This window comes from Deferrivibrio sp. (assembly GCF_055117995.1).
This window is the reverse complement of record NZ_JBSQOT010000011.1, coordinates 1-23,218: the sequence shown is the minus strand read 5'-3', so window position 1 is coordinate 23,218 and position 23,218 is coordinate 1. Positions and strand designations below refer to the sequence as shown.

At 32.1% G+C, this 23,218-nt stretch carries 23 protein-coding genes; 18 read left to right on the top strand and 5 right to left on the bottom strand.

What is annotated here, in order from left to right:
- Positions 1 to 3 precede the first annotated feature (3 nt).
- The 9 genes from ACTCAF_RS04820 (at position 4) to ACTCAF_RS04780 (ending at position 7,925) form a co-directional block, all read left to right on the top strand.
- A complete protein-coding gene (locus ACTCAF_RS04820; protein WP_463062158.1) occupies positions 4 to 1,575 on the top strand; it encodes a SpoIIE family protein phosphatase in 1,572 nt (523 codons plus the stop codon).
- Complete coding sequence (locus tag ACTCAF_RS04815) at positions 1,576 to 1,896, top strand: STAS domain-containing protein (RefSeq protein WP_463062157.1); 321 nt, start codon at positions 1,576 to 1,578, stop codon at positions 1,894 to 1,896. It abuts the gene before it with no gap.
- Positions 1,897 to 1,899: 3 nt separating this feature from the next.
- The gene (locus tag ACTCAF_RS04810; RefSeq protein ID WP_463062156.1) at positions 1,900 to 3,321 is read left to right on the top strand and encodes a HEAT repeat domain-containing protein; all 1,422 of its coding nucleotides are present in this window, start codon (positions 1,900 to 1,902) and stop codon (positions 3,319 to 3,321) included.
- Positions 3,318 to 4,151: a CheR family methyltransferase gene (locus tag ACTCAF_RS04805; protein ID WP_463062155.1), complete on the top strand. Its 834-nt coding sequence runs from the start codon at positions 3,318 to 3,320 to the stop codon at positions 4,149 to 4,151. Before ACTCAF_RS04810 ends, ACTCAF_RS04805 begins: the two co-directional genes overlap by 4 nt.
- A gap of 73 nt (positions 4,152 to 4,224) precedes the next feature.
- Complete coding sequence (locus ACTCAF_RS04800) at positions 4,225 to 4,461, top strand: hypothetical protein (RefSeq protein WP_463062154.1); 237 nt, start codon at positions 4,225 to 4,227, stop codon at positions 4,459 to 4,461.
- A gap of 4 nt (positions 4,462 to 4,465) precedes the next feature.
- Positions 4,466 to 5,248: a PilZ domain-containing protein gene (locus tag ACTCAF_RS04795; RefSeq protein ID WP_463062153.1), complete on the top strand. Its 783-nt coding sequence runs from the start codon at positions 4,466 to 4,468 to the stop codon at positions 5,246 to 5,248.
- Positions 5,249 to 5,665, top strand: a complete 417-nt coding sequence (locus ACTCAF_RS04790) for a DUF6115 domain-containing protein (RefSeq protein ID WP_463062152.1) — start codon at positions 5,249 to 5,251, stop codon at positions 5,663 to 5,665.
- Positions 5,662 to 6,498, top strand: coding sequence for a hypothetical protein (locus ACTCAF_RS04785; protein ID WP_463062151.1), 837 nt, complete (start codon positions 5,662 to 5,664; stop codon positions 6,496 to 6,498). The genes ACTCAF_RS04790 and ACTCAF_RS04785 overlap by 4 nt, the downstream gene beginning before the upstream one ends.
- Before the next feature lie 77 nt (positions 6,499 to 6,575).
- Positions 6,576 to 7,925 carry a TrpB-like pyridoxal phosphate-dependent enzyme gene (locus ACTCAF_RS04780; protein WP_463062150.1) on the top strand — a complete coding sequence of 450 codons (1,350 nt, stop codon included), beginning with the start codon at positions 6,576 to 6,578 and terminating at the stop codon, positions 7,923 to 7,925.
- A gap of 24 nt (positions 7,926 to 7,949) precedes the next feature.
- Here the strand turns inward: ACTCAF_RS04780 and glmS are convergent, their stop codons facing one another.
- The 5 genes from glmS to hemW are packed head-to-tail and all read right to left on the bottom strand — an operon-like array spanning position 7,950 to position 12,958.
- Complete coding sequence (gene glmS / locus ACTCAF_RS04775) at positions 7,950 to 9,767, bottom strand: glutamine--fructose-6-phosphate transaminase (isomerizing) (RefSeq protein WP_463062185.1); 1,818 nt, start codon at positions 9,765 to 9,767, stop codon at positions 7,950 to 7,952.
- A complete protein-coding gene (glmU, locus tag ACTCAF_RS04770; RefSeq protein WP_463062149.1) occupies positions 9,767 to 11,137 on the bottom strand; it encodes a bifunctional UDP-N-acetylglucosamine diphosphorylase/glucosamine-1-phosphate N-acetyltransferase GlmU in 1,371 nt (456 codons plus the stop codon). Before glmU ends, glmS begins: the two co-directional genes overlap by 1 nt.
- Entirely contained in the window at positions 11,134 to 11,592 is a 459-nt protein-coding gene (locus ACTCAF_RS04765; RefSeq protein WP_463062148.1) for an SRPBCC family protein, read from the bottom strand. The genes glmU and ACTCAF_RS04765 overlap by 4 nt, the downstream gene beginning before the upstream one ends.
- A gap of 14 nt (positions 11,593 to 11,606) precedes the next feature.
- Positions 11,607 to 11,879: a hypothetical protein gene (locus ACTCAF_RS04760; RefSeq protein WP_463062147.1), complete on the bottom strand. Its 273-nt coding sequence runs from the start codon at positions 11,877 to 11,879 to the stop codon at positions 11,607 to 11,609.
- Entirely contained in the window at positions 11,867 to 12,958 is a 1,092-nt protein-coding gene (gene hemW / locus ACTCAF_RS04755) for a radical SAM family heme chaperone HemW (RefSeq protein ID WP_463062146.1), read from the bottom strand. The genes ACTCAF_RS04760 and hemW overlap by 13 nt, the downstream gene beginning before the upstream one ends.
- A gap of 57 nt (positions 12,959 to 13,015) precedes the next feature.
- Between hemW and ACTCAF_RS04750 the strand changes: the two genes are divergently transcribed.
- The 9 genes from ACTCAF_RS04750 (at position 13,016) to ACTCAF_RS04710 (ending at position 22,943) form a co-directional block, all read left to right on the top strand.
- Positions 13,016 to 14,740, top strand: coding sequence for an ABC transporter ATP-binding protein (locus ACTCAF_RS04750; RefSeq protein WP_463062145.1), 1,725 nt, complete (start codon positions 13,016 to 13,018; stop codon positions 14,738 to 14,740).
- A 3-nt stretch (positions 14,741 to 14,743) separates the two neighbouring features.
- The gene (locus ACTCAF_RS04745; RefSeq protein ID WP_463062144.1) at positions 14,744 to 15,802 is read left to right on the top strand and encodes a glycosyltransferase; all 1,059 of its coding nucleotides are present in this window, start codon (positions 14,744 to 14,746) and stop codon (positions 15,800 to 15,802) included.
- 1 nt (position 15,803) lies between these two features.
- Positions 15,804 to 16,895 carry a glycosyltransferase gene (locus ACTCAF_RS04740; protein WP_242820156.1) on the top strand — a complete coding sequence of 364 codons (1,092 nt, stop codon included), beginning with the start codon at positions 15,804 to 15,806 and terminating at the stop codon, positions 16,893 to 16,895.
- Complete coding sequence (locus ACTCAF_RS04735; protein WP_463062143.1) at positions 16,892 to 17,647, top strand: glycosyltransferase family 2 protein; 756 nt, start codon at positions 16,892 to 16,894, stop codon at positions 17,645 to 17,647. The genes ACTCAF_RS04740 and ACTCAF_RS04735 overlap by 4 nt, the downstream gene beginning before the upstream one ends.
- On the top strand, positions 17,640 to 18,794 hold the full coding sequence (locus tag ACTCAF_RS04730; RefSeq protein WP_242820154.1) for an O-antigen ligase family protein: 1,155 nt from the start codon (positions 17,640 to 17,642) through the stop codon (positions 18,792 to 18,794). Before ACTCAF_RS04735 ends, ACTCAF_RS04730 begins: the two co-directional genes overlap by 8 nt.
- 24 nt (positions 18,795 to 18,818) lie before the next feature.
- Complete coding sequence (locus ACTCAF_RS04725) at positions 18,819 to 19,943, top strand: glycosyltransferase family 4 protein (protein ID WP_463062142.1); 1,125 nt, start codon at positions 18,819 to 18,821, stop codon at positions 19,941 to 19,943.
- Complete coding sequence (locus ACTCAF_RS04720; protein WP_242820152.1) at positions 19,940 to 20,938, top strand: glycosyltransferase family 9 protein; 999 nt, start codon at positions 19,940 to 19,942, stop codon at positions 20,936 to 20,938. Before ACTCAF_RS04725 ends, ACTCAF_RS04720 begins: the two co-directional genes overlap by 4 nt.
- A complete protein-coding gene (locus tag ACTCAF_RS04715; RefSeq protein ID WP_242820151.1) occupies positions 20,931 to 21,953 on the top strand; it encodes a polysaccharide deacetylase family protein in 1,023 nt (340 codons plus the stop codon). Before ACTCAF_RS04720 ends, ACTCAF_RS04715 begins: the two co-directional genes overlap by 8 nt.
- A gap of 162 nt (positions 21,954 to 22,115) precedes the next feature.
- Complete coding sequence (locus tag ACTCAF_RS04710) at positions 22,116 to 22,943, top strand: glycosyltransferase family 4 protein (RefSeq protein WP_463062141.1); 828 nt, start codon at positions 22,116 to 22,118, stop codon at positions 22,941 to 22,943.
- The last annotated feature ends 275 nt before the right edge of the window (positions 22,944 to 23,218 follow it).

Sequence of the window (23,218 nt, the reverse complement as noted above, 5' to 3'; positions counted from 1 at the left end):
TTTATGGATAGCTGCAGAGAAATTTTAAATTTTATAGAAAATATAGTCATAGAAGTTGATAAGGATTACAAGATTCAATATGTAAACTACTCAGCTAAAGGCCTGACCGGCAAATCGCCTGAAAAGTTAATCAACAAAAAATGTTACTCCGCTCTTTTTGGACACAGTGAACCCTGCAAAGGTTGTCAGTTACAAATGATGATTGAAAATAAAATCCCTACCCTTATTACCCATGACGTATTAACCCACAGAGGATTCAGGAAAATTTATTCGGCAAGTTTTAACAAAACTTCATCAGGCAATTTTGTAGAAGTCTTGACAGACATCACAGACAGCAAAAAAATGATAGACAAATTAAATCATCATTTAAAAGAGTTGAAAGCAAAAAATGTAATGTTGAATCTTCAAAAACGAGAAACGGAAAATAAAAGAACTTTTTTGGAAAAAATACTTAACAGTACGGAAGAAGGGATAATGGTCATAGACAGCAACCTGAATATCATCACAAGTAATTACAAAGTAAAAACGCTTACAAACTACAAAGAAAAAAATATTGACAAATGTTATAAAATTTACGGTTATGAAAATCAGTGCAGTGAGTGCCCGTTTAAAGATAAAAAACTGCTCAAATCATCCAGAAAAATCAGTGACAAAAACCTTACCCTCAGCTTTAACCTATTTGAAGATTATGTAGTTGAAAGTGTAAGGGACACCACCAAAGAGGTTTATCTGCTTGATGAGATAAAAAAGCAACAAAATGACTTGAAAGAAAAGCAGCATCAAATGAAGCTTTTAAATGAGGATTTACTTAAAATGAATGCCAAATTGCAAGAAGCTCAAAAAGTAATAGATGATGAGCTAAGACAGGTAGGTGAAATTCAAAGCAGCCTGTTACCTGACAAATTGCCTGAAATTGAAGGATTTGATTTTGGCGCTTTTTATACTCCTGCTGAACAGGCTGGTGGTGATTATTACGACTGTATAAAAATGAGTAACGGGTATTATGGTTTTACTGTGGCAGATGTATCGGGACACGGAATACCGGCAGCGGTAATAATGGCAATCACGAGGGCTATAATGAGGTCATACACATACGATGTAATTTCTTCCTCCGAGGCTCTGGCTATGGTAAATGAAATACTATGTGACAATATTTATACTACAGATTTCGTCACAATGTTTTATCTTGTGATGAACTCGAATGACTCAAAGTGCAACTTCGCAAGTGCAGGGCATAATCCTCTTTTATTTTTTGACAAAAGCGAAATGACAGTCAAAAAGCTTACCGCATCAGGACTATTTTTGGGTACTTTTGAAGATGTGGAATATGAAGAAGGAAACATTGAAATTGACAAAGGGGATATACTTTTCATGTACACCGACGGCCTTGTGGAAGCTATGAATAAATCCGGCGAGCTTTACGGGTATGATAGGCTCATTTCAAAAATAATAATGTTTCAAAATTTCAAATGTTGTGATATAATTGATAATATAATGAAGGATTTGAAAGAGTTCACCGAAGGTAGGCCTTTTGATGACGATATTACTATTTTTGTTATAAAAAAGGAGGATTAGATGATTGATATTCAAGAAAAGAACGGCAAAACCGTAGTTTATCTCAAGGGGGAAATCAACGCTCAAACAGGGCTTGAGCTTAAAAACAAAGTCCTTGAAATATTCAAAACCAAAAATTTTGCTGCATTGTCATTTAAGGGTGTTGTATATATGAACAGCTCCGGTCTTAGAGAAATTATTGACCTTCTTAAGCAAAGCAGAAGGGATAAAAAAGAGCTTGCTTTATGTGAAATGTCTAAGGATATCAGAGATATGTTTGCATTTACCGGACTTGATAAAGTATTTAAAATTCATGACAGTGAGTCAGCTGCACTGGGGTAAGTTATGAATATCTCATATAAAAAGGTATCTGACCATCTAAAAATATTTATGGTCCAGGAACCTGATACTAATGACTTCGAATCATTGATAAAAATTTATAATGAGACAAAGCCTGTTAAAAAGGTTTTTCTTGACCTTAAAAATTGTTTTTACATACAGAGTAAAAATATTGCGCAGCTTATTGCTTTCAAAAAAACTTTAAGCAAGGACAATGTACCCCTGATACTTTTAAATCTAAAAGAAAGCGTTATTCAGGTTTTGGAAATAACAAACCTTTTGCCGCAATTTACAATTCAAAAAGATTACTCATCATACACCGCTGATGAGCTGATTGAAGCCTTTTTTGATCCGGAAATTGCAGATGAGGTTTCTGATTTTATCTCTCAAAACTATTGTGAAGAATATAAAGAAAAGTTATTCGACGCCCTCAAGTCAGAAGACCCTGTACTTCTGGAATACGCCATTATCACTCTTGGAAAAGTACACGAATATGATATTGAGGAGCTAATTCCTCAATTTATGAACTTTGAAGTTGCCAATGTACAAAAGGCTGCAATACTTGTGGCAGGATGGCTTGGGATTTATTCTTTGAAAGAAAAAATATACGATTTTCTGAAAAGTGAGTTTATCGATGTTGCCGAAGCAGCTGCCGCATCAATCTCACTTTTGAGTGATGAAAGCGATTCTGATAAACTAAAAGATTTACTTGAAAGCAAAGATGAGCGTATAAGGAAAATAGCTGCAAAGGCACTTTCCCTTATAAATGATGACAAATCATACCAATTTCTCAAAAATTCCATTTCAAAAGAATCTAACGAAAGTGTCAGGGCTGTAATGGTCAAATCGCTTTCCCTTTTCAACAAACCCGATGTCGCAGACTTGCTTATTGCTCTTCTTAAAGATAATTCTGAAGTAGTGCGTGAAGCTGCAGCCGCCTCACTATCACGAATAAATGCAGTAGGCAAAATTGATAAAATAATGGAATTTTGCCAGGACAAAGATGAAATGGTGTCTTTTTTTGCAATAAAAGCCCTCGGTAGTATTTGCAAAGACATAAATTGTGCAGACAAATTGATGCATATTTATCCTGGCTCATCTACCAGAATCAAGGCCGCCATTATAGAAGCACTTGGAAATATAGGTATCGATGTAAGTGATTTTCTATATCAGGCCCTTGATGAAGAGAATGAAGATTTGAGAAAAGAGGCATTAAATTCACTTTTTATGATTAATAAAAAAATGGCTGTCACATCTTCAAAAGAGTTGATATTAAAGGATAAAAGCTGGGTTGTGAGATTCAAAGCAACTGAGATTCTCGAAGGCGAGCCAATTGAATCTGTCAGGGATATTTTTAAGTCAGCACTTGATAAAGAATCAAACAGATATGTAAAGGAAAAGCTAATAAGTCTGGTTGGTGATATATGATAAATGCCGGGACAATAAAACTGAAAGATGATGAATTTGCAGAACTTGCAGACATCATCTACAAACATTCAGGCATTACTTTCAGTGCTACCAAAAAATATCTACTGGAAAATCGTCTTTCAAGAAGGATACAGGAATTAAACTTTAATTCCTTCAAAGATTATATATATTACCTAAAATACGATGTAAAAAAGATGCAGGAAATGATTACCCTGCTTAACCTTGTGACAATCAACGAGACTTATTTTCTCAGAGAAAGACCTCAAATGGACTATCTTGTAAATAAAGTTATCCCTGAAATGATTTCAAAAGGGAAAAGAAACATAAAAATCTGGTCTGCGGCCTGTTCAACAGGTGAAGAGCCATATTCCATAGCAATCTTGCTAAAAGAATCAGGTATACTTTCAAAAGCAAGGGTAGATATTTTTGCCTCAGATATAAACACGGAAGTGCTTGAAACAGCACAAAAGGGGGAATATCGCACAGTTTCTTTCAGAGGTGTCCCACCGACTATAATAAACAAATATTTTGAAAAAGATGGTTTTATCTACAAACTGTCTCCTGAGATAAAAAATATGGTAACATTTTATAAGGCAAATCTTATTGACAGGATGGCGTCCTCAAGGGTTGGAATGGCAGATGCCATATTTTGCAGAAATGTGCTTATTTATTTTGATATACCCGCAAAACAAAAAGTTATTGATATGTTTTATAAAACCCTTGCTAAAGATGGTTTTCTGTTTTTAGGTCACTCTGAAACTTTAAACAAAATTACTGACAGTTTTAAAATGCATAATTTTGGCGGTGGAATTGTTTACATAAAGGAGTAGTAATGGGGTAGGTCCAAACGACATTCAGCATATTATTGGTAAAATAAGCCTTGTTGAAAAGGTACAGGATGTCATGGATAAAAACGTATTTAATAAGCAGCAGGTATTGTCCGGCGAAGTAGGAACAAAATTACAAAAAGAAAAAGAAATTGTGCTTAAAGCAGAAAACACACAGTCCAAACTTATTGGTGAAAAGGAAAAAGAAAGAGAATTCAAACAAAAAAAGAAGAATAGAAATAAAGAAAAAACTTTTAAAAGAAAGAAATTTATTGAAGAAGAACAGGGTAAAATAATAGATTTCAAAGGATAGGAAAATGATTGTTGCAAAATTAAGAGCACTCTATGATAATGATATCAGGACATATTACGGAAACATATTGAAAAAAGGGGAGCAGGAAATTGTTGTCAATATCAAAACGAAAGATATTGATGGAGAATACTCAAAAATCTGGATAACATTTTCTAATAATAATCAAACAAACGTATTTGAAGCTGGCAGCGTAGAAGTAGGAAATGACATGATCATCTTGAGAGATTTGAGAAAGTTAGATGCTGACTCTGAACGTGAATTTAACCGCATAGATTACAAAGGGATTTTCAAAATCAAAAAAGTAGAAAAAGGTGAAAAAAGAAAATATATCACCCTCATTGAAAATAATGTATCTGAGTCAAAAAGTTCTCTGGCCAAAAAAGTTAAAAGTATTATCCCAAGTGAGCCATTAAACAATCAACTTATTTTAAAGTTTTTGCTTGAAATGAACAACAAAATTGACAATATTCTGGAACTACTGAAAAACAATGAAATCATAGCTGAACTTACTACTGTAAATGCGATTGACATAAGCGGTGGGGGTTTAAGTTTTTTTTCAAAAGAGATATTTGAAGAGGAAGACCTCATTTATGTCGAGAGTGATATAGCCGAATCATACCACAGAATCAGAATTTCGGTACTTTGCAAAATTGTCAGTATAATCAAAACGTCAAAAGGCTTTATATACGGCGCAAATTATGAAAATATAGACAAAGATTTGAGAGAAGAAATAATAAGATTTATATTTGAAAAAGAAAGAGAGATAATCAAGGGTTCCAAAAGTTAGATGAACCTTTCACTATTTCTAATACTTACATTCTTGCTTATAGGAATCAATTTCCTGATATCTTTTTATCTGATTTCAAAAATAAATACTTTAAAAAGTTTTATTTACAAAAACAATCTTCAGGAATTGCCCCTTATAATTGAAAATCTCAAGGAGCTTATCATTGAAAGTGAAAGGGTATCCGAAAAACTTGACGCTGAAATTTCAAGAAAAGAGGCACTTTTAGAAGATTTAAGTGTACTTGTGGACGAAAAACTTAATAAATATACTTCATTTGCTCATTCTAATGAAAACGAAAAATCTTTAAAAGATAAAATAATTGAAATGTACAATAAAGGTATTTCACAGGTTGAAATTGCAAAGGAGCTTGGTATATCGGTCACCGAAGTCAACCTGGTTATAAAAATTAGAAAATGAATACTGTCAGTAATATTAACAATCTATCAATAAACATAAGCAATAAAGATTTAAATTTAAGGGTAGGCGACAGAGTCAGTATAAATATCCTAAAAGCAATATCAAATGAATTATATCTGATAAATATTAAAGGAAAATTGCTAAACGCCGTTTTCAAGACTCAACCCACACTATCAAAATATACAGGAATAGTTTTTTCCACAGAGCCCTTTCTCGAAATAAAACTTGAAAAAAATGAAACTGATAGTATTAATCTGCTCAAAAAATTTCTGGTAAATTTTGATAAAAATCTCATAAAAAATATTCTCTCAAGGTCAGATTTAACTGATTTAAAAGATTTGACGGATAAGGAGATAAAGAAATTAATCAAAAATTTTGGAATTGAATTTGAATCAAAATTGCTGAAAAATGAAGACATAAAAGACGATCTCAAAGGATTATTTTTTAAGTCCAGTGATTCTCAGGGTATTGATGCAATTACAAGACTTCAGGTCTCAACCATATTAAACCAGGCTTTTTTTTACATATTTACTTCTGAAAGGTATGGCATAAAAGATGGTGAAATTATTTATAAAAAGGGCGCAAAATCAAATCATTTTTTTATAAAAGCACATTTTTCTGAGCTCAAAGATGTAATAATATTTCTCACACAAAACGAAGGTAAAATAGATGGCACAATAAAAACAGCCAAAGATATATCAGATTTTATTAATCAAATTAACCTCCCAGGAATATCTCTCAAATGGCAAAAGCTTGAAGAAGAAGATTTCAAACGATTTGACATATTCAAAACTGCCATTTCAAAAATTGGCAATCTGCAGATTTACGCATAAACAAAGGTAAGGCTATTATTTTATTGATTTATACACAGAATATGTTAAATATTTTTTAATCATTTTAGGAGGATGAGATGCACAAAATATATCTTGACACAAAAGAAATGCCTACGCAGTGGTATAATATTCTGGCTGACTTGCCCACACCGATGGAGCCACCTATCAGCCCTTTTACGGGTAAGCCCGTAACTCTTGACGAACTGAAAGCAATTTTCCCGCCTGCATTAATCGAGCAGGAGATGTCTTCAGAAAGGTGGATAGATATTCCTGAAAAAGTACTTGATATACTCTCAATCTGGAGACCAACCCCATTAATTAGAGCAAAGAGGCTCGAAGAGGCATTGGGTACACCAGCAAAAATATATTTCAAGTATGAAGGTGTGTCCCCGGCAGGAAGCCACAAACCAAACACAGCGGTTGCTCAGGCTTATTACAATAAAATTTCAGGAATTAACAGACTTACTACTGAAACAGGTGCCGGCCAATGGGGGAGCGCACTGTCTGTTGCCTGTAAAATGTTTGATATGAGTTGCCGTGTTTACATGGTAAAAGTAAGTTTTCACCAAAAACCATACAGAAAGTCATTTATGCATATGTTTGGTGCCGAAGTAATACCGAGCCCTTCCAATATGACCAACTCAGGGCGCGCTATTCTTGAAAAGAACCCAAATTCAAACGGAAGTCTCGGCATTGCAATCAGCGAGGCTGTTGAGGAAGCAGCCGGCAGAAATGACACAAACTACGCTCTGGGGAGCGTTTTAAATCATGTCCTTTTACACCAGACAGTTATAGGACTTGAAGCAAAAAAACAATTGGAAAAAGTTAACGAATATCCAGATAAAGTTTTTGCATCCTGTGGTGGAGGCTCAAACTTTGGTGGTATTGCTTTCCCATTTGTAAGAGATAAAATAAAAGGGGATAAAAATGTAGACTGTGTGGCTGTGGAGCCTGCAAGCTGCCCTACCCTTACAAAAGGTGAATTTGCCTACGACTACGGTGACGTTGCAAAACTCACTCCTATTATGAAAATGTTTACCTTAGGGCATGATTTTGAACCACCGGCTATTCACGCTGGCGGACTTCGCTATCACGGAGATTCGCCAATTGTAAGCAAACTATACAAAGACGGACTTATTAGCGCTGAAAGTGTAGTACAGTCAGAGGTTTTCAAATATGGAATGCTTTTTGCACAAACCGAAGGTATTGTTCCGGCTCCTGAGTCTTCTCATGCAATTGCTGCCACAGTAAAAGAAGCATTGAAATGCAAAGAAGAAGGCAAAGAAAAAACTCTACTTTTATGCCTCAGCGGGCATGGTTTTTTTGATATGGCAAGCTATGACGCTTATCTTGACGGTAAACTTGAAGACTTTGAATATCCTGAAGATGCTATAAAAAAATCTATGGAAAATCTTCCTAAATTATAAAAAAGGCCTTTAAAAGGCCTTTTTTTATTCCACAGTAACACTTTTGGCAAGATTTCTTGGCTGGTCAACATCAAGCCCAAGCTCTGCTGCAATATGATAGGCAAGAAGCTGAACAACGATAGAGTTTAAAAATACAGATAATTCTTCTGATATTTCGGGCAATTTTATACAAAATTCTGTAAACTTTTCTACTTCATTATTACCTTCTGTAACAGTTGCAATTACAATACCGTCTCTTGCCTTTACTTCCTGTATATTGGCAAGCACCTTGTCATATACCTTCGAGTCAGTGGCAATCACAAAAACAGGCATATTTTTGTCAATGAGTGCAATCGGGCCATGTTTCATCTCCCCTGCAGGATAACCCTCTGCGTGAATATAGCTAATTTCCTTTAATTTGAGAGCACCTTCAAGGGCTACAGGGTAGTTGACATTCCTGCCCAGATACAAAAAGCTTGAAAAGTCTTTAAAGTTCCTTGCAATATTTTCAATTTTTTCATCTAATTTTAAAACATGTTCAATTAATTCAGGCAATTTAAGAAGCTCTGACAACATTTCTTTTACTTTTTCACAGCTTAAATCCCCTTTTCTCTGTCCAAAATAAATGGCAAGCATAAAAAGTGCAACAACCTGTGTAGTAAATGCTTTTGTAGATGCTACACCGATTTCAGGACCTGCATGCGTATAAAAAGTTGCATCTGATTCTCTTGTGATAGTAGAACCTATTACGTTGCATATGGACAATATGGATGCACCCTTCTTTTTTGCAATTCTTAAAGCTGCAATTGTATCTGCAGTCTCGCCAGACTGGCTTATTGCTATAAAAAGAGTATTTTTGTCAATTATATTATCTCTGTACCTATATTCTGAAGCTATATCAACCTCCACAGGTATTTTGGCATATTTTTCAATATAAAATTTACCAATAAGACCTGCATGCCAGCTTGTGCCGCAAGCAACAATATTAAATCTTTTAAAGTTTTCAATACTTATATTTTGAAGCTCTGGCAACAATACCATCCCTTCTTCCAAAGAATATTTTCCTCTAATTGTATCAATTATCGCCCTCGGCTGCTCATAAATCTCTTTTTGCATAAAGTGTCGGTAACCAGCCTTTTCAGCCATCACCGGGTTAATATCAACAATTTTGATTTCTCTATCAGTCTTTTTCCCCTCAAAATCGAAGCATGTAACTGAATCTTTTGTAAGTACTGCTATGTCATTCTCTTCAAGAAAGATAAATTTGTTTGTGTAACTGATAAGTGCAGGAATATCACTTGCTGCAAAATTTTCCCCGTCAGAAATGCCTATAACCAATGGGCTATCATGTCTTGCTAAAATAATTTTATCCGGCTCATTGACCGAAATTACTGCCAAAGCAAATGAGCCTTTAATTTGTTTGACAGACACCTTTACAGCTTCAAATATGTCATCTTTGTAATTTGAATGAATAAGGTGAGCTATTACTTCTGTATCCGTTTCAGATTCAAATTTATACCCTTTATCAGCCAAATTCCTCTTTATATCAAGGTAATTTTCTATAATTCCGTTGTGGACGAGTGATATACCAAATGAAGAATGGGGATGAGCATTTTCATAGGAAGGTTTACCGTGAGTTGCCCATCTTGTATGCCCTATCCCTATATTTGAGACAGGTTTTTTTTCTGAAATAATATTTTTCAGATTAAGCAGTTTGCCAACACTTCTGAAAACTTCAATTTTGTTATTTATTATAACAGCAATGCCCGCCGAGTCATATCCCCTGTATTCAAGCCTTGTCAATCCTTCGATCAAAATATCTGTTGCATTTTTACTACCTATATAAGCTACGATTCCACACATCACTCACCTCTGAACTTCATTTTTTTCTCTTTCCACCTTTTTACCCAGCCTTCTATATTTCTTTGCTCACCCCTTGTGATGGCAAGTGCTCCTTCAGGAACATCCTTAGTTATTGTAGAGCCTGCCCCAATGAGCGAATTTGAGCCAATTTTTACAGGAGCAACAAACTGCACGTCACTTCCCACAAACACATTATCCCCAATAATCGTCTTATGTTTGGAAATCCCATCATAATTGCAAGTAATCGTACCGCAACCGATATTGACATTTTCACCAATCTCACAGTCCCCAAGATATGTCAAATGGCTTGCCTTGGATTTTTTACCTATAATTGCCTTTTTCGTTTCCACAAAATTACCGATTTTGTTATCTCCAAGTAGCTTTGTGCCGGGCCTGAGCTGTGCCATCGGCCCAACCGATGAATTTTTCCCCACAAAAGATTCTGTTATATAACTGTTGTCCTTTAGCTCCACTTCATCTTCAACAATACTGTCAACTATGCGGCATCCAGCATATATTTTGCACATTTTTCCTATTTTGGTACTTCCTGAAATATAAACATTTGGATAAATAACCGTATCAGGCCCAATTTCAACGTCCTCATCTATATAGCAATTTTCAAAATCAAGAATTTCCACTCCATTTTTCATATGCCATATTGCCCGCCTTTCCCAGACTTCCTTGGATGCAACAGACAGTTGGAATTTATCGTTTATTCCAATAAACTCTTTTTCATCCTCTGCCAGAAAAACATCCGCCCCTTCATTGACAATATCAGTAAGATAATATTCGCCCTGGGCATTTTTATTGTCAATCTTATCAAGCCTTTCAAGTAAAATGTCTGAGTCTGCCAGATATATCCCCGTATTTATTTCATTTATCTTCTTTTCAGCTTCATTTGCATCTTTTTCTTCCACAATTTTCAAGACGGCCTTATCAGCACCTCTTACTACCCTACCATAACCTTCAGGTTTTCTTACCTTTACAGAAATAAAACTAAGCTTACTTTTCTTAGCAAATTCAATAAATTTAGCCAAGGTTTCATGCCTTATCAAAGGCATATCACCACACAAAATTAACACCTTGCCGTTAAACCCTTTTAAACTTTGGCTTGCGCACATTACTGCATGCCCCGTGCCTTTCTGCTCAGTCTGGTGGACAAAGCTAACATTTTTGCCGCCCAAATGTTCTGTCACGAGCTCACTTTTGTTACCTACTACTACTATTATTTCATCAGGATTTAGCTTATTTGATGCATCAATAACATAATCAATCATTGGCTTGCCAGCCACATCAAAAAGGACCTTGGGCTTTTCAGATTTCATCCTTGTCCCTTTGCCTGCAGCAAGAATAATCACCTTAAGATTCATAACCTCTCCCTGTTAAAAATTTCTTCAATCTTATTATGTCTGTAATTAAATATATCATTTAATTTTTTTGATATTACCGCGCCTGTCAAAAAATTTAAAGGTGCAATATAATGGACTTCGTCAGTCATCAAAACATTGCCGTCATTAGTTTCCTCAAAAAAATGTTTGTGGTGCCAAAATCTGTATGGGCCAAATCGCTGCTCATCAACAAAAAAATATGGTTCCTTTACATAAGTTATTTCTGTAATCCATTTTACTTTCATATTAAGAAAAGGGGAAACCCTGTATTCAATAACAAGCCCTTCATACATTTTTTCAGGCACACCGGAAATAATTTTAAAATTTAGCCAACCTGGTGTTATTTCAGGAAGATTAACCGGTGAGGAAAAATATTTCCATACATTATTTATGTCTGACTTTATAAGCTGTTTTCTGTAAATTCTATTAAGTTTCATTCAAATGTTTAAAGCTATCCCTTGTGACAATTTTTGCAGGTATCAAGGTCAGCATGATAGCCATCCTTTGGCCACTGATTATGGCAATCAAAGCAATTGTTACCACACCCTTCCCCACTTTGGGTGACAATGGAAATATTTTTTGCCGGGTCATGGCATTTTATACATGCAGTTAGCGAATTATGCTCCTTTGACCCAACAAGTTTCTGATGGCAGGTCATGCAGTCTCCTGCGCATCCAGCGTATGCAGTATTCAGGGAAATTCCAGAATATATCAAAGCTCCCATAAAAACTGTTGCACATAATCCAAAAATAGCTCCCCTTTTTCTGTCAAACATAAATTTTCACCTTTAATTTGTAAAAAATTTTCCTGAAAAAGTTTATCGCATTTTTCTAAAAAATTTTCAACCTTGTCAGCATATCTATCAGTAACTTTTTTAATGTTAACCCCATCAAGCATCCTAAGACCAAATATTAAATCCTCCTTCAAAAGCTCACCCCAGTCCAAAACAATTTCAAAATCGGTTATATAAGGGGTATTAATGAAAGAAAAAATATTTTTCGCAAATGAAAACCTCACTCTTTTGCCATTATAAAGAATCATAGAGCTGGCCGCTGCACCAACCCCCAAATATTCCTGCATTGTCCAGTAGATTTTATTGTGAACACTTTCAAATCCATTTTTTGCAAAATTAGAAATTTCATACTTTTTAAAATTATTCCTTTCAAGAAAATGTTTGACCTTCAAATATGAGGTCTTTTGCACCTCATATTTTTCTGACAAAAAATCTGTGTCAAAACTGTATGAATATGCTGAAATATGCTCAGGATTAAGCTTAACAATATCCTTCAAAGATTTTAAAATTGTACTTTCATCAACTTTTGGAATATCGTACATAAAATCAAGGTTAAGAGCAGCATCTGTCAAAATCTTTCTGACATTTTTAACCGCTATAACTGATTGCTCCCGAGAATGAATCCTTCCCAGATATTTTAAGACCCTGTCATCCATACTCTGCAAACCAAGACTTACCCTTGATACATTATAATTTTTTAAGACGTATAAAAAATCTTCACTCAAACTTTCAGGGTTCGCCTCAACAGTAAATTCAGCTATTCTTTCGGGAGAAATTTTTTTGAAAAGTTTAGAGAAAAAATTATCAAGAATTTTATAAGGAATAACTGACGGTGTACCTCCGCCGACATACATTGTATGAAATTCAAAATCATCAAATTTATCAATTAGATTTATAACCTGATTAAGATATTTTTCTATCAAATCATCATCATATTCACTTTTTGAAAAAAAACCGCAATATTTACACTTGCTTTTACAAAAAGGTATATGTATATAAAGCCCTTTCATAGTTTACAAATACATTATGTTTTGATATTTTAAAATAGAATTTTTAAAGGTGGGAAATTGGATAAACTGAAACGTATATGGGGATATTTTAGACCACATAAAATTAATTTAATCCTCTCAATTATTTTTTCTTTAGTTGTCGCCGGCACAACTGGTGCAACTGCCTATATAATAAAACCTGCTCTTGATGGAATCTTTATTAATCAAGACAAAGAAAAACTTTCTATTATTCCATTGATTATAATTTTATTATATACTTTAAAAGGTATCTCAAGATTTTTCCAAAACTTTTTATTAAGAAAAACTGGCCAAAAAGTCATACAAACAATTAGAAATGAGCTCTTAGAAAAAATAATTATTTTACCAATGAAATTCTTCTCGAAAAACTCAACAGGGATGCTGATGTCAAGAATTACAAATGACATTTATGTTATTCAGGATGCTATCCCCTCTGCAATTTCACTGTTTAGAGAAAGCATAACTATTATTGTATTAGCTGGCGTTGTGCTCAATCAAGAACTCATACTGGGCTCAATTGCACTATTTGTTGTCCCACTACTAATATACCCAATAGTTTACCTGGGCAAGAAAGTTAAAAAATACAGCAAACGCGGTCAAGAAAAAATGGGGGATATTTCAAGCCTGTTACAAGAGATATTCAGTGGCATAAAAGTCGTTAAAGCATTTACAAACGAAGAAAAAGAAAAAGAAAAGTTTAAAAAAGTTAATGATAAATTTGTAAATGATCAAATTAAAATGATCATTTATGATGAAATAAGCTCACCACTACTAGAGTTTTTTGGAGCATTAGGGATCGCATTTATTGTATATTATGGAGGACAACAAGTCCTAAACGGTAGCACTACACCAGGCACATTTTTTTCTTTTCTTGCGGCTCTAGCACTCATGTATGAACCATTTAAAAGGTTAAATAGGGCCAACAGTAAAGTACAAGCTGCAATTGGTGCAGCTGAAAGGGTCTTTGGACTTATGGATATAAATAACGAGATCTTAGAAAAAGACGGTTATTTGGAGTGTAAAGCTCAAGGCAAGGAAATCACTTTTAAAAATGTTTATTTTAAATATGAAGACGATGAAGATTTTATACTAAAAGAAATTAATTTAAATTTAAAGCCTGGAACTACTGTTGCACTTGTCGGCTCTAGCGGAGCAGGTAAAAGCACATTGGTAAATCTATTACCGAGATTTTACGATATTACAGATGGCTCCATATGTATTGGAGGCACGGACATAAGAAACTTTAAAATTCATTCCCTTCGGAGAAATATAGGTATTGTTTCCCAAGAACCATTTCTTTTCAACGATAGCATAAAAAATAACATAGCGTATGGATTAGACAATGTTTTAGAGGAAGATATTATAATGGCTGCAAAAGCAGCATATGCCCATGATTTTATATTAGACTTGCCTTACGGTTACAATACTTTTATTGGAGAAAGAGGAGTAAGACTTTCCGGGGGACAAAGGCAAAGGATAACTATTGCTAGAGCCTTGCTCAAAAATCCACCCATATTAATACTTGATGAGGCTACCAGTGCTCTTGATACTGAGTCAGAAAAAATTGTTCAAAAGGCATTAGAGAATCTAATGAAAGGAAGAACAAGTTTTGTTATTGCTCATAGGTTATCTACTATTTTAAATGCTGACATGATTGTTGTTTTAAAAAATGGAAAAATAGAAGCTACAGGTAAACATAAAGACTTGATATCTATTTCCTCTACATACAAAACATTATACGATATGCAATTTAAAAATGGATAGTCGATGAAAATTTTGCATGTTGACACAGGCAAAGAGTGGAGAGGCGGGCAAAGGCAGGCTTTACTGCTTCACAAAGGGCTTTTGGAAAATGGTTTTGAAAGTTACTTGGTCGCCAACAGTAAAGGGGAGTTGATTAACAAGTTTGATAAAAATATCTTACCTTTTGATTTTAAAGGGGAAGTTAATCCTCTCAGTATTTTAAATCTAACGAAAATTATTAATAAAATAAAACCTGATATCGTACATTCACATGATGCTCATTCGTTAACGCCTCTTGTTATTATAAAAATGCTCGGAAAAGATTTTAAGCTGCTGCATACAAGGCGAGTTGATTTCTCGATAAAGAAAAATATTTTTAGTGCAATCAAGTATACAAATAAATATGTTGATAAAGTTATTGCCATATCAGAAGCAGTAAAAAATATATTAATAAATGACGGTGTTGATAACAGTAAAATTGAAGTTATTTATAGTGGTGTTGAGTTTAAAAACCCAGATGATTATAACTGTCCGGAAGATTTAAAAAAAATATTGGAAGGATATTTTGTTATTGGCTGTATTGCAAATTTTGCCGATCATAAGGATCATAAAACACTGATAAAAGCTTTTGATAAAGCTTACGAAGAAAATAAAAAAATTAAACTTTTGTTAGTTGGTGACGGGCCACTCTTTAATGAAGTAGTTGATTTCGCAAAAACTTTACCATGTTTTAGCAATATTATTTTTACCGGTTTTAGAGACGATGTATATTCCTGCTTGAAATGTATGGATGTTTTTGCTATGACATCAAAAGAGGAAGGGCTTTGTACATCTATTATAGACGCTTTAAGCTTTGGAATACCAGTGGTTGCTACAAAAGTCGGTGGGATACCTGAGATTGTAAAAGATGGAGTAAATGGATACCTTGCTGAGGTTAAAAATAGTTCAAAAATAGCAGAACTTTTTTTGTACTCTTTAGATAGTAAATTTAATAAAAATAATTTAATTTATTCAGTAAAAGAATTTAGTTTTGAAAAAATGACCTTTAATTATAAAAAAATTTACAAAAGAATTATGGGATAAAATGAAAAAAATTGCATATTTAATGGGAAATTTTGGAATTGGTGGAGCAGAGGTTTCAACGCTAACTCTTTTAAACGGGTTCGTTAAATTAGGTTATTTAGTTGACTTAGTCCTTGCTTATGGCAGTAAAGTTGAATGGGATAAGCAATGTGATTTTAATATTATTAAATTGCAACTTGATAAATACAAAAAACATCCTTTAAGACATATTATTTTAAAGAATAAGTTGAATAATTTTTTTGAAATAAGTAAATATGATGCAATATTAACAGCGCAAACATCAAAAAGTTGGGAAAAAATTCTTAATCAATTAGATAAGAAATACAATATCTCCTATATAATTAGAAATTCATTTACAAAAAAAAGAATAGATAGAAACGATAGCTTATTTTTGAAAAATATTAAAAGGAAGTATTTAGCTAATACTTATAAGGGTAAGAATATAATATGTGTATCAAAGGGAGTTTATAATGATTTGGTAAAAAATATTGGTATAAAATCAGAGAGTATCATAACAATATATAATCCTTTTGATACTGACTATATTTTAAATAAGTCTGAAGAGCATTTTAATCTTCCTGTTGATGACCACATTATACATGTTGGTAGGTTTGATATTAAACACAAAAGACAAGATATTTTATTAAAGGCATATGAAAAAGCAAATTTAAAAGAGAAATTAATACTTTTAGGTGAAGGCAGTGGTCAACAATATTTGGAAAAGTTGATTGATGAATTACAATTAAATGGTAAAGTAATTTTGCATCCTATGGTCACTAATCCCTACCCTTTAATTAAAAATGCAAAACTTTTGGTTTTAAGTTCAGACTTCGAAGGATTGCCAAGAGTTTTGATTGAAGCTTTGATATTGAAAACGCCTGTAGTTAGTACAAATTGTGATAGTGGACCAAGTGAAATTTTGACTGGTGAACTTGCCAATTTTTTAGTTCCTACAAGAGATGTAGATGCATTGGCTGAGAAAATGAAGCAAGCATTAAGAAATTATCCTGAAATAAAAGATGAACACATTAAAAAATTTGAGCAATTAAATGTTTGTGGACAATATATAGAATTTTTAGGAATTAATAAGTGAAACTTTCGGCAACAATTATAACTTTTAATGAAGAAGACAATTTAGACAGATGCCTTAAATCTTTGGATTTTGTTGATGAAATTATCGTAGTTGACTCCGAAAGCACTGATAAGACAATAGAAATAGCCAAAAAATATACTGATAAGGTGTATATTAATAAGTTTGAAGGGTATGGACAGCAAAAAAATTTTGCCTCTAATTTAGCAAAAAATGATATCATATTTTCAATTGATGCTGATGAAGAAGTTTCGGTAGAGCTAAAAAAATATCTGTTAGAGCATGTAGATGATATTTTCTCCCAGGGTTATTCCGCTGTTGCTATCCCAAGGCGAACATTTTATCTTGGCAAATTCATTAAAAACAGCGGTTGGTATCCTGATTATAAAATAAGGATTTATGACAAAAATGTCTGCTTTTGGGATGATAAATCGGTGCATGAATCATTAGTCTGCGGAGAAAAAATATTTTACATTCCTAAAAATTGTGACCTTTATCACTATTCATATAAAAATATTGAAGACCACATTAATAAAATGAATAAGTACACAACAATTTTAGGAAAAGAAAAAAGTAAACTGAGTAATCTAAGTATACTGCTAAATTTATTGACTAAGCCCCCTTTAAAGTTTATAAAAATGTACTTTTTAAAAGGCGGAATTTTTGAGGGTTACAGAGGAATTGTTATAGCTATTTTGGGTAGTTTTTATGAAGCATTAAAATACATAAAGGCTTGGGAGCATAAAAATGGTTGAATATTTTATGTACATTTTTAGTTTGTCGCATTTTATATCAATAAGTGCAACACAAATAGCATTTGGGATTCTTTTGTTATTTTTTATAAAGGATATTATCAAAGGGAATAAAAATATCTTTTCAGATAAAATTGTTATATTATTCATATTATTTGTTGCATGGACAACATTATCAAAATTTGTAAACTATGAAAATTTTAGTAGTATAAGTAAACTAATAAAAAAATCTTTTAGCTGGTGGCACTACCTGATATTTTTTGTGACATGGTATTTCTTTGAAGAAAAAAAACTTAAGCCTTTTAATACTTTTAAATTCTTAATGTTCGGAGCTTTTTTATCCTCATGCTATGCGATATATGAAATAATAAATAAAATAACCCATAGAGCAGATGGCTTTTTTACTCACGCACTAACATATGGTAATACCATTTCATTAATAGTTATTTTAGTTTTTGTCATACTAATAACTAAAACATATACGACAAAAATAGAATTGTATTCTTACATATTACTATTTATACTATATTTTACTTCTTTAATATTAACTCTTTCAAGAGGCCCGATACTTTTTACAACAATCACTTTATTGGTAATACTTGTACTAAAATATAAATCAAAAGGCATAATATTTTCTTTAATTATAATATTAATTTTCACCAGCCTGATATTTACTAATACTAATTTAAAAAATCGATTCAATGATTTCTTTAATAATTCGTACAACGTCTCAAATACTTCATTTGGCACCAGAGTTGTATTATGGAAAAGCTCTCTTGAAATAATTAGGGATAACCCTATTTTTGGAATAGGCAACAATATAAAAAAATATTTTGATCAATATATAGACGTGCCGGTGAGCTCAAAGGCTCACTCCCATAACTCATACTTAACATTGGCCGTTTATTATGGGGTACCCGCTTTATTAATACTAATGGCAATATTAGGTATGTTATTATATAGATTTTACAATTCTGATGACCAATTTACTAAATTGGCAGGATTAGGTATAACAATTGCCTACATGCTTGATGGGTTAACAGAAAATAATTTTGGCGACTCGGAAGTATTAATGCTTTTTTGCTTTCTGATAGGAATATTATATTCATTAAACTCAAATAAAAACTATATTGATGCTTTAAATGAATAATTGGTTGGTTTTAAAGGATATTAAATGGGGAAAAAAATTATTCTTTTTATAAGGGCTTTTTCAAGGTATGGTGGTGTAGAGAGCTTTTGTTATAGATTCTATCAGTTTTTGGTAGAAAAAGGGTATGAAGTCAAAGTGGTATGTGGTGAAAATAAAACTGATATCAAGAATAAAAATATCATTGAATTAGGTTTATGGAGACCAGGTAGGTTTTTGAAGACCTTAAGTTATTATTTAAAAGCATCAAAGATTGCAAAATATAGTGAAAATTCTTTGAACATAGCTCTTACAAAAGTTAACTACTGTCATGTAATTAGAGCTGGGAGTGGATCTCATTTGGATTTTTTAATGAACTCTTTAAAAGGGTATAGAGGTTATAGTAAGTTTAAAAAGATGCTGAAAAGACTTTTTTCACCTGTAAATTATATTACTGTATTTATTGAGAAAAAAATGTATAGAAATAATCCTAATTTAAAGTTAGTTGTTTTTCAATCAAATATGGCAAAAAAAGAATTTTTAAATAGGTATAATTTAACAAATTTGAATTATAAAATTATTCCGAATAGCGTAAATAAAAATATTTTTAAGTTAATGCATGATATCTCTAATTCTTTTTATGAAAAATATAGTCTATCAAAAGATAAAATTTATGTTGGTTTTGCTGCCTCAAATTTCGAGTTAAAGGGTTTGATTTATTTAATAGAAGCTATTAAATATTTGCCTGATAATGTAGAATTATTAATTGCAGGTAATAGAAATCCTAAAAAATATATAGAAAAAGCCAAGCAACTTAAAATAGAAAATAGAGTTCATTTTTTAGGTAAGATTAAAGATATGAATGAGTTTTACAATGTTTTAAGTGTTTTTTGCTTGCCTACATTTTATGACACATGTGCAAATGTTGTATTAGAATCTTTAGCTGCTGGCACTCCAGTTATTACTACAACAAACAATGGAGCTCAGGACTTTGTTAATGAAGGAAAAAATGGTTATTTAATAACTGTGGAAGAATTAAGTGGTAAAGAACTTTCTATTTACCTAAAAAAAGCAATGTGCATTAAAAAGGAACATATTAATAAAAATAGTACTTTATTCTCTGATAAAGATATATTTAATAATTATTTAAATGTTATAAAGGAACTTGCATGAAAACTCTTATAATTCAGTTGTACCAAATTGGAGATGTCGTACTGACAACACAAATACCAAGAGAAATTAAGAGAAAATATCCAGATTCAGAAATTCATTTTTTAACTACTCCAATGTGTAATGCAATACTTAAATATGATAAAAATATTGATAAAATATTGAGTATTAAAAGAGATAAAAATCCTTTACAAACTTTAAAGCTAATTAAAGATATAAGAAAAGAAAAATATGACTACATTCTGGATTTTCAGAATAATCCCCGCACTATGTGGATATCTCTTTTATCAAAAGCCAAGTATAGAGTTACTTATTCATATACAAAAAGAAAACTTGCCTATAACAAGCTTATCGAACCACTTAAAGGGACTGCAACAGAAATAAAATGCTCTTTACTCAAATCTTTAGGTATTAATGAGTATAATATTAGGCCGGTAATATATCCAGGTGAAAAAGAAATCGAAAAAGTAAAGCAATATCTAAAAAACAACAATATTGAAGACTTTGTAGTTATTTCTCCCACTCACAAAGGGGATACCAGAAGATGGACTTTGGATAATTATATTAAACTGGCAGAATATATTCATATGAAAACTGGTTTTAAAATAATTTTTTCATATGGACCTAATGAAGATAGTTATTTAGATAAAATTAAAAAACACAAACTATACAACAGTGTTTTTTTTACCAACGCTTTTTCATTATCAGAATTTGTGGCAATATTAAGTTTATCAAGATTTCACTCTGGCAATGACTCATCCCCTTTTCATATGGCAGTAGCATTAAACAAGCCATCTTTTGTTATACTTGGCGCTTCAAGTGAAGGTTGGATTTTTCCTTCCAATGAATATAGATGGGTTAGAAAAAACCTTGAATGTCAACCTTGTAAAAGCAATAAATGTAAATATGGTGATAATATTCCATGTTTACATGATTTCAGTTTTGATGAAATAAAAGATGATTTTAATAATTTTTTACAAGAGGTTATAGGTGTTTAAAAGTGTACCTGTTTTATGCTACCATAAAGTTTCTTATGCAGGGGGGATAACCCCTGAAAGATTTACAGAGCACCTTGAGTATCTTCAAAACAATGGTTTTGAAACCATCTCAGCAGAACTGTTATACAATTTTATGTCAAATAACGTTAAATTACCTAAAAAGCCTGTTGTAATCACATTTGATGACTGTTCCCTAGATAACTGGGTGTATGCAATCCCTTTGCTTAATAAATATAATTTCAGTGGTATTTTCTTTGCGATTACAAACTTTATAGGGGATGGGGAAAAAAGGGCTCAATTTCCAAATAAAAATTTGCCTGAAATTTTAGATGCTAAAACTTCATTTATAAATGTACTAAAAAATTCAGATAAAACACAATTTATGAATAAAAATGAAATTTACTCAGCAGTACATGATTTTGGACATGAAGTATATAGCCATTCCGTTAACCATCAAATGTGTTTTAAATCTATGAAATTAATTGGTAATTATCCTGAAAAATTTCATTGGGGAATTTATGGAATATACAACGAGGTAAAACAGGGAACAAAATACTTTGATAAAGGTTCTGCATATGCATATGATGGGTTTTGGCCTATTGAAGAAAATGGAAAAGTTATATTTAAAAAAAGAAATACAGATGAAAGATACCATTTTTGCCTCAAAGAATTCAAAGAAAGTAAAGAGTATCTGGAAAATATTCTAAACAAACCTATTGACTTTTTTTGTTGGCCTTGGGGGCATTTTGACAAAGTTTCTATGCAGGCATTAAAAGATTCGGGATATAAAGGAAGTTTTACCCTTGAAAGATTTCCTAATTCTTATGGAACCAATCCTTTTTACATAAACCGTATAGGGGTTAATGATAAAGATAATATAAAGTGGTTGAGTCAAAAGCTTAACATCTACTCAAACAAAATAACAGCTACAATCTTCTTTAAAAAGTTTAAGAAACAAAAAGAATTAAATAAAATTTTGTTTATTACGGATTCTAATAAATATTCCTCAGGATGAATTCGTCAATTAAGCTATAACATCGAATCACTGTACAATTGTGGTTTAGATATCTATTTAATAAGCAAAAAAAATGCTGAAATTAATAATATAGTTTCAGGGTTTTGTAAGAATATTTACCACGCTGATTTTAAATATAAAATTCTAGCTGCTCTTGGTTTATTGAATGTACTAAAAAAAGAACATATCGATATCATTCACACTTATCATAACGGTGGCCATAAACTTGGTTTTTGGCTAACATTATTAAATTTAAAAAAGAACAAACTCTTTATAAATAGAGGGGTACTAAGTAAGCCAAATAACCTTTTCTACTATATTAACCCTATTATTGACTCCTTTACATGCAATTCCTTAGGGTGCGTAAATGTTTTAAAGAGTAGATTTATAAAAAGTTCTAAAATAAATTTAATTTATAACCATATAAGAACCAAAAACATCTCAAACAAAATAAAAAAAGATGCACTGTATTTGTGTTATATAGGAAATGAGAATCCCATTAAAGGGTTTGATATTTTTAACGACATTTTTACAGAACTTAGAAAAACAATAGAAATCAAAGCCTACGCTGTAGGAATAGATGCAAATAAAGTAAAAATAAATGTTCATAATGATATAGAACTTGTTGGCGAAACAAAGGATGTATATCAATACCTTTTAAAAAGTGATATCTCTGTATTAACTTCACGTTCTGAGAGTTTTCCAAATGTAATACTTGAAGCAATGAATGCAGGATTGCCAATTGTTGCATCAAAGGTAGGTGCTGTACCCGAAATTATCATAAACGATAAAATGGGTTATATTTGTAATAGTAAAGAAGAATTTATAGAAAAGATTGTCCATCTATCCAAAAATAAAGAACTAAGAGATAAAATGGGCACTCTTAATTCAGAAATTTTATCAAAAAACTTTGATATACACACCAAAGCTGAAAAGCTTTTAAGAGTATATTGCGGTGAAAATTATATAGATAAGATTTCAGAACTTTAATTTTATAAATACCATTACTTATAAGTAAATATAAATTAAACTCTCTATTTTATGAGACTACCAAATCAATCCACACAAGCTTACTATGATTTAAATTATTAATAAATAATATTTTTTATCTCAAAAAGTATTGACAGTGACCTTTTTCGGGTAGTGTAAACTAAATTGTGTCATTGAAATCCCCCTTGAAGGGTTGTAGAATTATCTACGACCAAGAAGATAAAAACCCTTCAAAGGAGGACTAACAATGAATAATGTAATTTTAGAGCAACTAT

Coding starts and splice junctions, on each gene's coding strand:
- ACTCAF_RS04780 (WP_463062150.1), top strand. CDS start 6,576: ATGCACAAAATATATCTTGACACAAAAGAAATGCCTACGCAGTGGTAT.
- ACTCAF_RS04745 (WP_463062144.1), top strand. CDS start 14,744: ATGAAAATTTTGCATGTTGACACAGGCAAAGAGTGGAGAGGCGGGCAA.
- ACTCAF_RS04805 (WP_463062155.1), top strand. CDS start 3,318: ATGATAAATGCCGGGACAATAAAACTGAAAGATGATGAATTTGCAGAA.
- ACTCAF_RS04730 (WP_242820154.1), top strand. CDS start 17,640: ATGGTTGAATATTTTATGTACATTTTTAGTTTGTCGCATTTTATATCA.
- ACTCAF_RS04740 (WP_242820156.1), top strand. CDS start 15,804: ATGAAAAAAATTGCATATTTAATGGGAAATTTTGGAATTGGTGGAGCA.
- ACTCAF_RS04785 (WP_463062151.1), top strand. CDS start 5,662: ATGAATACTGTCAGTAATATTAACAATCTATCAATAAACATAAGCAAT.
- ACTCAF_RS04760 (WP_463062147.1), bottom strand. CDS start 11,879: ATGGGAGCTTTGATATATTCTGGAATTTCCCTGAATACTGCATACGCT.
- ACTCAF_RS04795 (WP_463062153.1), top strand. CDS start 4,466: ATGATTGTTGCAAAATTAAGAGCACTCTATGATAATGATATCAGGACA.
- glmU (WP_463062149.1), bottom strand. CDS start 11,137: ATGAATCTTAAGGTGATTATTCTTGCTGCAGGCAAAGGGACAAGGATG.
- glmS (WP_463062185.1), bottom strand. CDS start 9,767: ATGTGTGGAATCGTAGCTTATATAGGTAGTAAAAATGCAACAGATATT.
- ACTCAF_RS04790 (WP_463062152.1), top strand. CDS start 5,249: ATGAACCTTTCACTATTTCTAATACTTACATTCTTGCTTATAGGAATC.
- ACTCAF_RS04725 (WP_463062142.1), top strand. CDS start 18,819: ATGGGGAAAAAAATTATTCTTTTTATAAGGGCTTTTTCAAGGTATGGT.
- hemW (WP_463062146.1), bottom strand. CDS start 12,958: ATGAAAGGGCTTTATATACATATACCTTTTTGTAAAAGCAAGTGTAAA.
- ACTCAF_RS04810 (WP_463062156.1), top strand. CDS start 1,900: ATGAATATCTCATATAAAAAGGTATCTGACCATCTAAAAATATTTATG.
- ACTCAF_RS04720 (WP_242820152.1), top strand. CDS start 19,940: ATGAAAACTCTTATAATTCAGTTGTACCAAATTGGAGATGTCGTACTG.
- ACTCAF_RS04800 (WP_463062154.1), top strand. CDS start 4,225: ATGGATAAAAACGTATTTAATAAGCAGCAGGTATTGTCCGGCGAAGTA.
- ACTCAF_RS04765 (WP_463062148.1), bottom strand. CDS start 11,592: ATGAAACTTAATAGAATTTACAGAAAACAGCTTATAAAGTCAGACATA.
- ACTCAF_RS04815 (WP_463062157.1), top strand. CDS start 1,576: ATGATTGATATTCAAGAAAAGAACGGCAAAACCGTAGTTTATCTCAAG.
- ACTCAF_RS04820 (WP_463062158.1), top strand. CDS start 4: ATGGATAGCTGCAGAGAAATTTTAAATTTTATAGAAAATATAGTCATA.